9 protein-coding genes and 2 pseudogenes are annotated in these 13,369 nt (G+C 72.5%); 2 read left to right on the forward strand and 9 right to left on the reverse strand.

The window, feature by feature from the left end; all coding sequences use genetic code 11:
• Window positions 1–62: 62 nt before the first annotated feature.
• Together FHU30_RS28195 and FHU30_RS28200 are read right to left on the reverse strand one after the other, a co-directional pair.
• Window positions 63–509 (reverse strand): ATP-binding protein, encoded by a 447-nt coding sequence (locus tag FHU30_RS28195; RefSeq protein ID WP_253879786.1) that lies wholly within the window; start codon window positions 507–509, stop codon window positions 63–65.
• A 16-nt stretch (window positions 510–525) separates the two neighbouring features.
• The gene (locus FHU30_RS28200) at window positions 526–879 is read right to left on the reverse strand and encodes an STAS domain-containing protein (protein ID WP_026412268.1); all 354 of its coding nucleotides are present in this window, start codon (window positions 877–879) and stop codon (window positions 526–528) included.
• Window positions 880–1,134: 255 nt separating this feature from the next.
• Here FHU30_RS28200 and FHU30_RS47725 point away from each other — a divergent pair.
• Window positions 1,135–1,419 (forward strand): annotated as a pseudogene (locus FHU30_RS47725) (DEAD/DEAH box helicase); the annotation flags it as partial.
• A gap of 1,098 nt (window positions 1,420–2,517) precedes the next feature.
• A pseudogene (sftH, locus tag FHU30_RS47730) lies at window positions 2,518–4,521 on the forward strand (DNA 3'-5' helicase SftH); the annotation flags it as partial.
• Between the two features lie 288 nt (window positions 4,522–4,809).
• Here sftH and FHU30_RS28210 read toward each other — a convergent pair.
• From FHU30_RS28210 to FHU30_RS28235, 7 genes are all read right to left on the reverse strand, one after another.
• The gene (locus tag FHU30_RS28210) at window positions 4,810–6,600 is read right to left on the reverse strand and encodes a hypothetical protein (RefSeq protein ID WP_253879788.1); all 1,791 of its coding nucleotides are present in this window, start codon (window positions 6,598–6,600) and stop codon (window positions 4,810–4,812) included.
• A 284-nt stretch (window positions 6,601–6,884) separates the two neighbouring features.
• Entirely contained in the window at window positions 6,885–7,502 is a 618-nt protein-coding gene (locus FHU30_RS47270; protein ID WP_308211411.1) for an Rv3654c family TadE-like protein, read from the reverse strand.
• Between the two features lie 106 nt (window positions 7,503–7,608).
• Window positions 7,609–7,992 (reverse strand): TadE family type IV pilus minor pilin, encoded by a 384-nt coding sequence (locus tag FHU30_RS28215; protein WP_253879789.1) that lies wholly within the window; start codon window positions 7,990–7,992, stop codon window positions 7,609–7,611.
• Between the two features lie 26 nt (window positions 7,993–8,018).
• Complete coding sequence (locus tag FHU30_RS28220) at window positions 8,019–8,216, reverse strand: DUF4244 domain-containing protein (protein WP_372503967.1); 198 nt, start codon at window positions 8,214–8,216, stop codon at window positions 8,019–8,021.
• 297 nt (window positions 8,217–8,513) lie between these two features.
• The gene (locus FHU30_RS28225; protein ID WP_253879790.1) at window positions 8,514–9,101 is read right to left on the reverse strand and encodes a type II secretion system F family protein; all 588 of its coding nucleotides are present in this window, start codon (window positions 9,099–9,101) and stop codon (window positions 8,514–8,516) included.
• A gap of 2,380 nt (window positions 9,102–11,481) precedes the next feature.
• Window positions 11,482–12,189, reverse strand: a complete 708-nt coding sequence (locus tag FHU30_RS46395) for a type II secretion system F family protein (RefSeq protein WP_301323780.1) — start codon at window positions 12,187–12,189, stop codon at window positions 11,482–11,484.
• On the reverse strand, window positions 12,183–13,349 hold the full coding sequence (locus FHU30_RS28235) for a TadA family conjugal transfer-associated ATPase (protein ID WP_253879791.1): 1,167 nt from the start codon (window positions 13,347–13,349) through the stop codon (window positions 12,183–12,185). The genes FHU30_RS46395 and FHU30_RS28235 overlap by 7 nt, the downstream gene beginning before the upstream one ends.
• Window positions 13,350–13,369: the final 20 nt, after the last annotated feature.

Here is a 13,369-nt window from a genome sequence, read left to right on the forward strand (position 1 = left end):
TCCCTTTGCGGGACGGGGCCTTTCACGTTTCGCGTTCTCCGGGTCCGGGGGGTCGCCGCCGGTCAGTTCGCGGGAGCCGCTGGGTGCTCGGCCGGCCAGCTCATCCGGATCTGGACGCCCTTGGGGGAGTTCGAGAACTCGACGTCATCGGCCAGTCCGGCGATGACGGCGAGACCGAGGTCGGCGTCCCCGGCCAGAGCGAGCTCCAGGCCGTCGTCCGGGCCCGGCGCCGAGGGCGGCTCGCCCGCCGCGTCGTCGGCCGGGACCGAGTCGCTGACGATCACCTGGAAGCGGTTGGCCGCTTCGGTCAGCTCCAGCTGGACCGGTTCATCGGGACAGTGCAGGCGGTGGGCCTCCACCGCCCGCGAGCACGCCTCCCCGACCGCCAGCCGGACCTCGTCCATGATCGCTTCGTCGACCCCGCTGCGGCGGGCGACGGCGGTGACGATCAGGCGGGCCGTCCGGACGTGGACGGGCAGGGCGCTGAAAGAGAGTTCGACGGTCGCCATCGGGTTGACAGGCCGCCTACTTCGCGCCCTTGCGCTTCTCCTCGGCCTCGGCGATCGTCTTGTGGATGCCGAAGACCTTGGTCAGCCCGGTGATGCGGAAGATCTTGAGGATCCGCTCCTGGGTGCAGACCAGCTCCAGCGAGCCGTCGTGCGCGCGCACCCGCTTCAGACCGCCGACCAGGACGCCGAGACCGGTCGAGTCGAGGAACTCCACCTTCTCCATGTCCACCAGCAGGTGGAACTTGCCCTTGTTCACCAGGTCGATCAGCTTCTCGCGAAGCTTGGGGGCCGTGTAGACGTCGATCTCGCCTTCCACGGTGATGACGGTCAGGCCGTCATCGGTGGTGTAGTCGTTCACCTTCAGGTCCACAGGTCCTCCAGCGCCGTGCAGCGAACTAGCACTCCGCACGCCCCGATCCCCCGGTGACGGCCGGTTTCGGAACGGCGGAACTCCGTCGAGATTCAACCACGCTCCGCCGCCCTACAGGCAGGTTATCGCCTACTGGGACGAAAGTTCGCGCCATCGGGTCTGACCTGGTGATCTGCCGGTCATGGCACGGCGGAGCCGGCCCCCGGCGGCGGGGCGTTCCAATGGTTGTCCCCCGGCTGGCACACTGAAAACCTCATGTCCGGCCAAAGATCTTCATCACCCCTGGACCGCCTCCTGGCCGACCCCACCCGGCGTGGGCGGATCACCCATGTCCAGCGCGTCCCCGCACGTCAGGGCCGTCGCGCGCCCTGGCCCGCCTGGGCCCCGCAGGTCCTGCTCGACCGCCTCGCCGCCGCCGGCATCGAGGCCCCCTGGCACCACCAGGCCCGCGCCGCCGACCTCGCCCACTCCGGCCACTCTGTGATCATCGCCACCGGCACCGCCTCCGGCAAATCCCTCGCCTACCTCCTCCCCGCCCTAACCGCCCTCCACCCCACCACCCCCATCCCCTCCCCCCGCACCCCCACCGCAACCACCACCCCGCCCGCACTCCCCCCCGCCGCCCGCAAGGACACCGCAACCGGACGCGAGCGCACCCCCGCCGGCCACGAGGACGCCACCAGCACCCGCAAGACCGCCCCCGCCGAACACGAGCAGACCGCTGCCGAACGCGAGGCCGCCACCGGACGCGAGGATGCCACCGCCGCACACAAGCGCACCGCTTCCGGACACGAGGACGCCACTGGCAAGCGCAAGCCCGCCACCGGAAATGTGCCCGCCGCCGACAGGCGCGAGGACACCGCCACCGAACGCCAGAGCGCCACCGGCTCACGCGAGGACGCCCCCGAACGCGAGGACGCTGCCACCGAACGCGAGGACGCCACTGGCCCGCACGAGGACGCTGCTGGACGCAAGGACGCTGCTACCGGACGCGAGCGCGCCACCGCCGGACGCGAAGACATCGTTGCCGGAGACGAGGTCGCCGCTGGCAGGCGCGAGGCCGCCACCGGAAATATGGGCGCCGCCGACAGGCGCGGAGACGCCGCCACCGGACGCGAGCGCGCCACTGGCCCGCGTGAGGACGCCGCCACCGGACGCGGGGGCGCCGCCACCGGACGCGGGGGCGCCGCCACCGGGCGCGGGGGCGCCGCCACCGGGCGCGGGGGCGCCGCCACCGGGCGCGGGGGCGCCGCCGCCGGACGCGGGGACGCCGCCACCGGGCGCGATGACCTCGCCGCCGGAGACGAGGACGCCACTGGCAGGCGCGAAGGTGCCGCCGCCGGACGCGAGGCCGTCGCCGACAGACGCGATGGCATCGCTGCCGGACGCGAGGTCGCCGCCGCCGGGCGTGGGGACGCAACTGCCGGGCGCGAGGGCGTCGCTGCCGGAGACAAGGACGCCGCCGCCGGATACGAGGTCGCCACTTCCGGACTTGGGAACGCCGCTGCCGGGCGTGAGGGCGCTACGGCCGGGCGTGAGGGCGCTGTCGCTGCGCGTGCGGGTGTTGTCGGCGGGCGCGAGGGGGAGCGTGCGGGGCGGGGGCGGGTCGGCCGGGCTGGACGGGCTGGAGGGGTTGGCGGCGAAGGGACGGTTCTCTACCTGGCGCCGACGAAGGCGCTCGCGGCGGACCAGTTGCGGGCCGTCCGGGGGCTGCATCTGCCTCGGGTTCGCGCGGCCACCTACGACGGGGACACGCCCCGGGACGAGCGGGGCTGGGTGCGGCAGCACGCCAACTACGTCCTCACCAATCCGGACATGCTGCACCGCTCGATCCTGCCGTCCCATTCACGCTGGTCCGGGTTCCTGCGGCGCTTGAGTTACGTGATTGTGGACGAGGCGCACGGCTACCGAGGCGTGTTCGGCTCGCACGTGGCGCAGATCATCCGCCGCCTCCGCCGGGTCTGCGCCCGCTATGGCGCGTATCCGACGTTCATCCTGGCGTCCGCGACGACGTCCGAGCCCGCTACCGCGGCGTCCCGCCTCACCGGGCTGGACGTGATCGCCGTGGACGACGACACGTCCCCGCGCGGTCCGGCGACCTTCGCGCTGTGGGAGCCGCCGCTGACCGACCTGCGCGGCGAGCACGGCGCTCCCGTCCGGCGCACCGCGACCGCCGAGGCCGGCGACCTGCTCGCCGACCTCGTCGTCGAGAACGTCCAGACGCTGGCGTTCGTCCGATCACGCAGGGGCGCGGAGTCGGTCGCGCTCGGCGCGAAGCGCGCGCTCGACGAGGCGGCCCCCGAGCTGACCGGCCAGGTCGCCGCCTACCGCGCGGGCTACCTCCCCGAGGAGCGCCGCGCCCTGGAGGCGTCCCTGCGCTCCCGCGAGCTGGTCGGCCTGGCCAGCACGAACGCCCTCGAACTCGGCGTGGACGTGTCGGGCCTGGACGCCGTCCTGATCTGCGGCTGGCCCGGCACCCGCGCCTCGCTCTGGCAGCAGGCCGGCCGCGCCGGACGATCCGGACAGTCCGCGCTGGCCGTTCTGGTCGCCCGGGACGACCCGCTGGACACCTACCTCGTCCACCATCCCGAGGCGATCTTCGGCACGCCGGTCGAGGCCACCGTCCTGGACCCGGACAATCCGTACGTCCTCGAACCGCACCTCTGCGCGGCCGCCGCCGAACTCCCGCTGACCGACGCCGATCGCGAACTTTTCGGTCCGACCGCGGACGACCTGCTGCCCGACCTCGTCCGCCGCGGGATGCTGCGCCGCCGCCCCACCGGCTGGTTCTGGACGCGTCGCGACAACCCCACCGACCTCGCCGATATCCGCGGCGCCGGCGGGACGCCCGTCCAGGTCGTCGAGCTCGCCACCGGACGCCTCCTCGGCACCGTGGACGAGTCGTCCGCCCACACCACCGTCCACGACGGCGCCGTCTACATCCACCAGGGCGAATCGTTCGTCGTCCAGACCCTCGACCTGGACGACTCGGTCGCGCTGGTCGAGGCCGCCGACCCCGACTACACGACCACCGCGCGCGACGTCACCGACATCCGCATCGTCGAGGAGCTGCGCTCCACGCCCTGGGGCGAGGCCCGCCTGCACTACGGCACCGTCGAGGTCACGCACCAGGTCGTCGCCTACCAGATGCGCCGCCTCCAGACCGGCGAAATGCTCGGCGAGAAGCCCCTGGACCTCCCCCCGCGCACCCTCCGCACCCGCGCCGTCTGGTGGACCCTCTCCCCCGACCAGGTGGACCGCCTCGGCGACCTCGACCTCGCCGGCGCCGCCCACGCCGCCGAGCACGCCTCCATCGGCCTGCTCCCCCTCTTCGCCACCTGCGACCGCTGGGACATCGGCGGCGTCTCCACCGCCGTCCACCCCGACACCGGCCTCCTCACCGTCTTCGTCTACGACGGCCACGAAGGCGGCGCCGGCTTCGCCGAACGCGGCTACCGCGACGCCCAGGCCTGGCTCACCGCCACCAGGGACGCCATCGCCTCCTGCGACTGCGACTCCGGCTGCCCCTCCTGCATCCAGTCCCCCAAGTGCGGCAACGGCAACGACCCCTTGGACAAACAAGGCGCCCTAACCCTCCTAGCCGCCCTCCTCCCCACCCCCACCCCCCAACTCCCCACCTAACCCCCAACCACCCCCACGATCCCCCTCGCGAAGGCCGCCCCCTGGCCGGGACGCCGGCCTCACGAAAATCAAGCCCTACCACGGAGAAGCACCTAGATAGCCGGACCCACGCGCCTAGCCTCGACGGCCAGGCCCGGCGGTGGCCAAGCCTGATGCCTGGCGATCGCAACGGGCCTACGAGGGTTGCGCGCCCGGGTGGACGAGCCCAGTCCCGGAAGGACGTTGCGTGGCAGACCGCGCATGGCAGACCGCGCATGGCAGACCGCGCGTGACGGACCGCGGAGGAGCCTAGTTCTTGCGACGGCGGCGGCCGCGGCCGGAGCGGCGGCTCTTGGACGGGGTTTCCGTGTCCGTTGCGTCCTGGGGCGAGGCGTCGGGAGTCTCAGGGAGGTCCGCGACGGCCGACTCGACGCTGAAGATGTCGCGCTGCGCCAGCGGACGCGTCCCAGCGCCAGGAGCGCTCGGCCCCTGGCCCGCAGAGTCAGGTCCGGCCGCGTCCGCCGTCAGGTCAGCGGGACGATCGGTACCCCGGCCACCGGGGGCGTTGGCCTCCGGGGCGCCGGACGCCTCGGGCGTCGAGCCGCCGAAGGGCCGACCCGAAGGACTGCCGAGCAGCGCAGCGTCCGAAAGACCGCTGTTCGCCCCGCCAGCAGCGGTCGGCGCGGAGCCGCCGGTGACCGGAGTATTCGGCCCACCTGGAATTTCGGGCACCAAGCCGCCAGGCAGCGAAGCAGCCGCATCGTTCACCTGCGCGGTGCCCGGTCGGCCTTGCTCGCCGGCGATGCGAACTTCAACTCCGCCGGGACGCTTGCCCAGCCGCGCCGGACGCCGCGGCGAGCGACGCGGGCCAGGATTGGCGGCCGCGCCCTGGACGACGCTCTGGTTCACCGGCTTCGAGGCGTCGGCGTCCGCGCCGGGCATCGCGTTGAACGCCGTGGCGTCGGCCTGCGCGTCTCCACCGGACGGCCCGGCGGTTCCCTGCCCCATCGGGGACATTCCGTCAGAGGCAGCGGGAAGCACGGCGGTCTTCGCCATCGCCTCGGCCTGGGCGATGTGCTGCTGCGCCTTGCGGACGCGGCTGCGACCGGAGCCGCCGCGGGCGAGCCGGGCGGCCATGCCCCGCTCGCTCACTCCGGCCTGCACGGTGCGCAGTCGGCGCGTCCAGGTGCCGAGGTGGGCGGCGACGACGAGCAGGATGAGCGCGATGCCGATGCTGCGCCCCCACTGGAGCTGCGTGGACGCGGCTGCGTTCTCCGCCTTCGGCGCCTGGTTGGACGCGACCTGCGGCGTCGGGTAGGTGAACCCCGGGGTCGCGTCCGTCGGCTGGACGGACGGCAGCGTGACCGGCGACTGGTTGTTGAACGGCGTGAGCGGGCCGTTCCCCTTGGGTCCGCCTCCGCCCGGAGGCGGCGTCGTGCCGGGCGGAACGCTCGTCCCGGGACCGTTGCCGTTCCCGCCACCGCCGACCGCCACGCTCGTCGAAGCGGGCGAGGACGACACCGAACCGCCAAGCCCGTTGGACCGGAGCGCCTGGACCTGGACGGTCACGTCACCGCTCGCCGATCCCACGGGAACCGAGGCCGAGCAGCTGGAGCCCGAGCACAGGCTGCCGACGCTGCCGCTCTTCGAGCCGCTGCCCGCCCGGACGGAGTACCCCGTCAGGTCGTCCTCGTATCCGAGGTTCCAGTTGACCCGGACGGTCCCGCCGGATGCGGACGCGGAGACGCCGCTCGGCGAGGCCGGCGCGATCCTGACCGTGAAGGTGCTGGACGCGTAGACGTGGCCGGTCTGGGAACCCTTGATGTAGACGGTGTAGCGGCCGTTCCGGTTGATCGAGAGCGGCGCCGACAGCGAGTGGTCGAAGACGCCGCCGGACGTGAGGAAGCTGTCGCCCGAGCCGGGGACCTTGGCCCGCAGCTGCATCTGGAACGCGAAGTCGTACGTCGCGCGGACGGACACCTCGGAACCGCTCGTGATCACACTGCCGTCTCGCGGCGCCTGGATGCCGTTGGACGCCCCGGCCGGCGCGAGGCCGAACACAGGGAAGGCCATCGCAAGGGGCGTCGCGAGAGCGATCACGCCGATCCTGCGAATCCTCGTCACAGCCTCATACCTCCAACAGCACCCGACCGGACCCGCACCGTCCGCGCAGCCGAGCCCGTCTGGGGGTGTCCGGCCTCGGGAGGGGCGAGGGGCCGTAGCAGCCACCGTGTCACGCGATAACTCTGGGCTTACGGCAGCGTAACGTACCACTTGGTAGCGAAAGTCACGGAACGGTGACAAAGCAACACGGCTTTGGCCGCCACCGGCTCGCGGCACCCTTCCGGCCCTCTATTGACATCTGGTTCAAGAGTCGAATCACGTCAGGGTACGCCGTCTCGTCCCGCAGGACCAGCCCTGGCCCGGGCCGCGACCCGAACCCCATGGATCCCGAACGGCAGCCGCACCACGACGTCCGCCGAGACCTCGACGATCCTCCCACGCACCGCGCACGAAGCCACCCGGCCTCCGGAATCCGCCGCCACCTCCCGCGCCGCCCGGCACGCCACCACCTCCCCTTCACTCGCCCTCTGCGCCCCCGCCAGCGCCCCCAGATCCGCCGCCGCCTCCACCCGATGCCGCGCGACCCGCACCCCTCCCACCACCATCGCCGCAACCCCCACGACCCAGATCACCCCCATGAACGCCAGGACCCAAACCGTCCCCGCCCCACGATCCGCCACCCCACACCCCAACCCCCACCGCCGAACCCTCACAACTTCCCCCTCCACGCCTCTGGCTCCCCTTCCCCCACGCCTCTGCCTCCTCCTCCCTTCACACCCCTGGTCTCTCCTCCCTCCACGTCCCTGCTCCCTCCACGCCCCTGGCTCCTCCTGCCTCTGCACCTCACGCTCCCGCCCACAACCCCAGCCCCACCGCGAAGCCTCCTCAGCCTCGCCTGCCCCCTCCCGCAGCCCCGCGCACCAGCCACTTTTGTCCACTCAAGCCGCCTGACCACTTGGGCCACCTGCTGACCACTTGGGCCACCTGGCCGCCCAGGGCGACCTGGCGGCTCAGGCGACCTGGCCGCTTGGGCCACCTGGCCGCTCAGGGCGGTGAGGGCTGCTGGGAGCTTGACCCAGCACCGGACTCCGGAGCGTCCTGCACGCCTGGCTCGGTCTCGGCCTCCGCGCGTGCCTGGACGTCGAGAGCCGGCAGACCCGTGAGCGCCGGAGGACGCACAGCCGTCGAGACCGCCACCTGGACGGAGTCGGCGTCGCGCCGCACGGTGACCATCGCCCCTCGGGGCGCCGATCTCGCCACCAGCGCTCGGACGGCGTCCAGGGACTCGCCGCGCGCTGCGGCACGGGCTCCGGCGCGCGCCGCGTCCACGCAGGACATGTGCGTGGACGCGACCGCCACCGCCCACAGCGCGAGCACCGTGACCAGGACCAGGGCGGGCAGCGCGACCGCGATCTCCGCCGTGGCCATGCCACGGTCGCGCTGCCGCCGCATGGTCACTGCGCCAGCTGAAGCGCCTTGTTGATGATCCCTAAGAGCGCTTTCTGCACCTCCGCACTGGTAACGATCTTGTAGAGCAGGCCGGCGAACGCGGTGGCCGCGATCGTGCCCACGGCGTACTCGGCGGTGGACATGCCCGCATCGCGAGCGACATCGAGCCGGCGCCGGAATGCCCGTGCGATCTTTCCCATCATGATCCTTTCGTCTGGCGCGCTTTTCACGCTCTGCAACCAGATTGCTACGCATGCACTCGCCTCACCAAGCCCGGCGCCGATCTGTGGATAACTTCAACCGAGCCATGGGCGCGAACCACAAAACCGCTGCTCAGAGCCCCTTCCATCACGCGGAACCAGCGCCGTGGCCGCCGCCGAAGACCCAGCAGCCAGCTCCAGTTCCTCGCGGATCGGCTCAGCGGGAATCCTCAGAGGCCGCGAAACGGAATCTCCGGAGCAGCAGACGCCCTCATGCGCGGGCGTGAGAATTGCACGAAATCACCAGGGGAGCGTCATAGAGGACGCGATTCCAACAATGGCCGGGACGATCCCGAGCAACACGAAGGCCGGGAGAAAGCACAACCCCAACGGCATCAATGCTCGAATGCCCGCCGAACGCGCCCGCGCGGCCGCCGCCGTTCTCGCGGTGCGTCGCTGCTCCTGCGCGAGGCGTCCCAATGACAGCGCGAGCGCCGTCCCGCTGCGCGACGCCCGGACGGCGGTTCGGGCCAACGGTGCCAAAAGGGGCTGCCGCTCCCCCAAGTCGAGCCAGGCCCGCATCGGATCGGCGCCCAGACGTATCTGGACGGAGACGGCGGTGAGCTCCTCACCCAGCGGCCCGCCGATCGTGGACGCCACGGCCTCGACCGACTCGTCCCACGGCATCCCGCCTTTGAGGCACGCGGCCAGCAGATCCACGGTCACCGGAAGCTCCTGGACGATCCGACCGTGCCGTTCCCGCTCGTCCGCCTTCCCCAGGTTCACCGACCACTTGGCGACCAGCGCGGCCACGATGGCCCCGGCGATCCATCCGCCCGAACCTCCGACCACCCAAACGACGACCAGCCCAGGAACCAGGGCCGCCACGATCCGCAGCGCCCGCTCCCGAACCTCAGAGCCTTCAGACCCCCGCGAAGCCGAGCCGCCACCGGACGCCGAACGACCGCCCCCACCAGCCCTCGGCCGCTGAGCCCCGAGCGCCAAGGCGCCCACCGACGAAACAGCAACACCGGCGTAATCAGGTGCCCTTGCTCCGAAGAGCGCAAGCCGACCGTCCAGGAAGCGGCCACTGAACACCTCTCCGGGCCGTCCCAGAGCCACGCCCGCCCCACGAGGCCCACCGCCATGAACGCCTTCCGTCGAGGCAGCCCCAGGCCCCGCCTGCGAGACATGCGATCGGCCGCCAGCACGCGGACGAGTATCCGGCGCGCGAGCCAACCCCCACCCCGCCGCTCGTAGCCGAAGCCCGTCCCACCAGCCTTCCAATCCGGAGGGACTGCACCTCCATCTCCCTCCCCCAGCTTCCCGAGGCTCGTCCGACGAGCGAATGTCAGTGAGCCGCCGCGTAGCCGACCGAGACGGCTTCGACACCAGGAAGGCGCAGACGGCAAAGCAGAGAACGGCTATCCACAACATGTGAACTCCTGAACCACGCAGTGAGACGACACAGACCAAGCCACTCGCACAGGCCGCCGAGCAGACGGACCCAGCGGGGCATACGCACCGAGCACGCCACAGCGCACCTTGAACGGCCCCGCGTGACTTGAGGAGGCGGAGGTTGAACGGCCCAGCACAGCCCGAGAGGGGCAGCGCGGCTTGAGGACGCGCGCTGAACGGCACAGCGCGCCTTGAGCAGCCCGGCATCCCTTGAACGCGCAGGCGCAGCGGGCTGGCCTTGTGCGGGGCCTCTGTGAGCACCAGGGGCTCTCGGCAATGCACGCATCGCGTGAGCGGTGCCTCCGGACGCATCGGAGCGCACTGGCGAACCACGCACCGAAGAAGCGCGGAGCAGCGCGTCCAAGCAGCGCGTCCAAGCAGCGCGTCCAAGCAGCGCGTCCAAGCAGCGCGTCCAAGCAGCGCGTCCAAGCAGCGCGTCGTGTGGGATCGGCAGGTGGGACTCTGCGCTGCGCATGACGAGGCACGTGTGGGCGGAACCAGTGTGGTGCGTGCCAATCGGGCCCGCGTGTAGCACGTGGCGGCAGCACAGAGGAAGTTCGCGCTGAGCGGCACGTGGTGTGCGCATGTACGGAGTCCGCCGCGCGGCGCGTGGTGAAGGTCCATGAGCGTGTGGTGGAGGTGAATGTGCGGTGGTCGGGGGCAACTGGGCGCCTGGAGTGCCGGACGCGGGGTGTGTTGCGAGTTCGCGCGGTGCATGGCGTCCCTGCGTCCCCTCGACGTGTGAGCGTGATGGAGCACGTGTAGGCACGTGCAGAGAGTTTGGGACGGCACTTGCGGACGGCGCGCGTGGGTGGCCCGCCTGAATACGACCTGGAGGCTGCACATGTGGGCCCCACACCGCTTCGTCGTAAACGACCCGCCGAATGGCGCAACCGAACGACGCGGCCAGCTGGCGTGTCCAGGCGGGCAGCCGGGCAGGACATCGCGGCCGGACATCCGGCCGTAGCAACTGGGCGGTGCAGATCGGCGGGCAGCTGGTCGGCGCGGGGTGCCAGCAGCCGCGCGACGCGAGCGCGGGTGGACGGGCAGTGCCGGAGCAGGTGGCTGAGCGGCCGGTGGCGGGCAGCTGAAGGTGCAGGCGCGGGTGTGGAGCTGGGCAGCGCGGCGGGGCGGGTAGGTGGCCGTCGCAGATGCCAGCAGCCGCGCCACGCCAGCTCGGGGGATGACGGGGGATGAGCAGCGCCGGGCGGGTAGTCGGGCGGCGTAGCTGTGGGCCAGCCGGCAGCGCGGGCGCCTGCAGGCGGGCAACGCGGGCGCGGGGCGGGTGATCGGATGGCGCGGGTAGCTGGGCGGGGTTGCTGTAGGGCAGCCGGGCGAGGCGGGTGCGGAGCCGGCAGTCGGGTGGGTTGTTGTGGGCAGATGGTCGGCGCGGGTGTCGATGGATGGACGGCGCGGGGCGGGCAGTCGGGCGGCGGTGCTATTTGGCCAGCTGGCAGTCGGGCGGCGCGGGCAGGTGGGCCGGTAGCTATCGGCAGCTGGGCAGCAAGGGCGCCGGTAACTGGGGAGCGCGGGCGCGAGGCGGGCTGTTGGGCGGTGCGGGTAGCTGGGCGGGGCGGGTGGGCGAGAAGAGGGGTGTGGAGGTGTGTTGGGAGGCATGGGATTGGGGGTGGGGCTAGGGCCTGTTTCGAAGTGGCCTCGGCCATGCGCGCGAACGCGTGACCAGTGCGGTGCCGCGACGCCGGAGGCGAGCGGCACCGCGCTGATCGCGAAGCGATGCCGCGTTCGCCCAGGCACGGTCACGGAGCGAGCCGCTAGGCGAGCGCAGTGGGCCGGGACTTTGAAACACGGCCTAGTGGGCGGAGTTGGCTAGGTGGGTGGTCCACCAGAGGCCGAGGGTGTCTAGGGCTAGGGCGGTGGTTAGGCAGGCGAGGCCTGGTGGGGTGGTGACGAGGAAGGGGAGGGGGTTGGTGCCCAGGGCGGTGGCCATGGCCAGGCCCAGGACGGGGAGGACGGCCAGGAGGCGGGCTGTGGCTCTGGGGGCGGCCAGGTGGACGGCCACTTCCTGGCGTTGGGCTTCCTCGTCGCGCAAGGCGGCGGCCAGGCCGTCCAGGACCGTGGCCAGGGTGCCGCCGCGTTCGGCGCCCAGGCGCCAGGTGGCGGCCAGGAGTCTGAGGGATTCGGCGCCGGGCTGGGTGGCCGCCAGATGGTCGAGGTGGTTGATGGCGTCGTGGTGCGGGGGCGGGGCTCGCAGGGACCGGGCGATGGACGGGGACAGGACTGCGGCGGTGGTGGTGAAGGCCTCCTCGGGGGTTCTGCCTGCGGTGAGTTCAGCCGCCATGCCTTCGCAGAGTTCGATGGAGGCGGCTCGCCAGCGGGCGGGCGCTCGGCGCTTGTCCAGGAAGGCGCGCCGGACGGCGTCTGCCCTGTGGACGAGCGTCGCGACCGGGGTCGATGTCGGTTTTGTCGGGAGGGCTCTCTGGAGGCGTTGGGCTGACTCGGGCGGGGCCAGCAGCAGCCAGGCCGCGGCGGCGGCGCAGAGCATGGCCAGGGTCACCATGGCAGCGGCCAGTGGGGGTGCAGGAGGCGGGACAGGGCGGGGGCGGCCTCGGCCGGGTCGAGGGTGCCGGACGGGGTGAAGGTCACGGCCGGGACGGCGGTGACCAGGCCGTCGGGCGCTCGCTCCAGCAGGCAGACCTCGGCCACCCGGCGCAGCCCGGTTCCTGGGGATCTGACCAGGTGGACGACGACGTCCAGGGCGGCGGCGAGCTGGCTGTGGACGGCCTCGCGGCTCAGGCCCGCCGCGCAGGCCAGCGCTTCGAGGCGGGCCGGGACGTCGGTGGCCGCGTTCGCGTGCAGGGTGCCGCAGCCGCCCTCGTGGCCCGTGTTCAGCGCGCCGAGGAGGTCGACCACCTCGGCGCCCCGGACCTCGCCCACGACCAGGCGGTCGGGACGCATGCGCAGCGCCTGCCGGACGAGCTGGTGCAGGGTCACGCCACCCGCGCCCTCGACGTTCGGCGGACGGGTTTCCAGCCGGACGACGTGCGGATGGTCAGGGCTCAGTTCGGCCGAGTCTTCGACCAGCAGGAGGCGTTCGGACGGTTCGGCCAGACCGAGCAGGCAGCTCAGCAGGGTGGTCTTGCCGGTGCCGGTTCCGCCGCTGATGAGGAAGGCGGCGCGCGCCTTGACCAGGGCGGCCAGAAGCGCGGCTCCGGCGGGTGGGATCGCCTCTGTGGCGACCAGTTCGTCCAGGGTGAAGGCGCGGCGGCGGGGCAGGCGCAGGGAGAGGCAGGTGCCGGTCGGGGCGACCGGGGGCAGGACGGCGTGCAGGCGCACTCCGCCGGGCAGGCGTGCGTCGGCGTATGGGGACGCGTCGTCCAGGCGGCGGCCCGCGGCGGCCGTGAGGCGTTGGGCCAGGCGGCGCAGCGTGGCCTCGTCCGCGAACCGGGTGGCCGTGCGGACCAGGCCCGAGCCGGCGTCCACCCACACCTCGTCCGGGCCGTTGACCAGGACGTCGGTGACCTCGGGGATGCGCAGCAGCGGCTCCAGCGGGCCGGCGCCCACGAACTCGGCGCGTAACTCGTCCGCCAGGGCGAGCACCTCGCGGTCGCCGAGCAGGCGTTCTTCGGCGCGCAGGGCCGCCGCGACGCGGCCCGCGGTGGGCTCGGCGCCGCCTTCGGCCAGCCGGCCGCGGACCGCCTCGGAGAACTTGCTGGTCATGGCTCGCTCCTTCAGCGGTG

It is taken from the genome of Actinomadura rupiterrae (genome assembly GCF_024172125.1).
Taxonomy (GTDB): domain Bacteria; phylum Actinomycetota; class Actinomycetes; order Streptosporangiales; family Streptosporangiaceae; genus Spirillospora; species Spirillospora rupiterrae.

Excerpts from the sequence above, each read along its gene's own strand:
- FHU30_RS28235 (WP_253879791.1), bottom strand. The coding sequence starts at position 13,349 with ATGACCAGCAAGTTCTCCGAGGCGGTCCGCGGCCGGCTGGCCGAAGGC.
- FHU30_RS28215 (WP_253879789.1), bottom strand. The coding sequence starts at position 7,992 with ATGGCCACGGCGGAGATCGCGGTCGCGCTGCCCGCCCTGGTCCTGGTC.
- FHU30_RS46395 (WP_301323780.1), bottom strand. The coding sequence starts at position 12,189 with ATGGTGACCCTGGCCATGCTCTGCGCCGCCGCCGCGGCCTGGCTGCTG.
- FHU30_RS28220 (WP_372503967.1), bottom strand. The coding sequence starts at position 8,216 with ATGATGGGAAAGATCGCACGGGCATTCCGGCGCCGGCTCGATGTCGCT.
- FHU30_RS28195 (WP_253879786.1), bottom strand. The coding sequence starts at position 509 with ATGGCGACCGTCGAACTCTCTTTCAGCGCCCTGCCCGTCCACGTCCGG.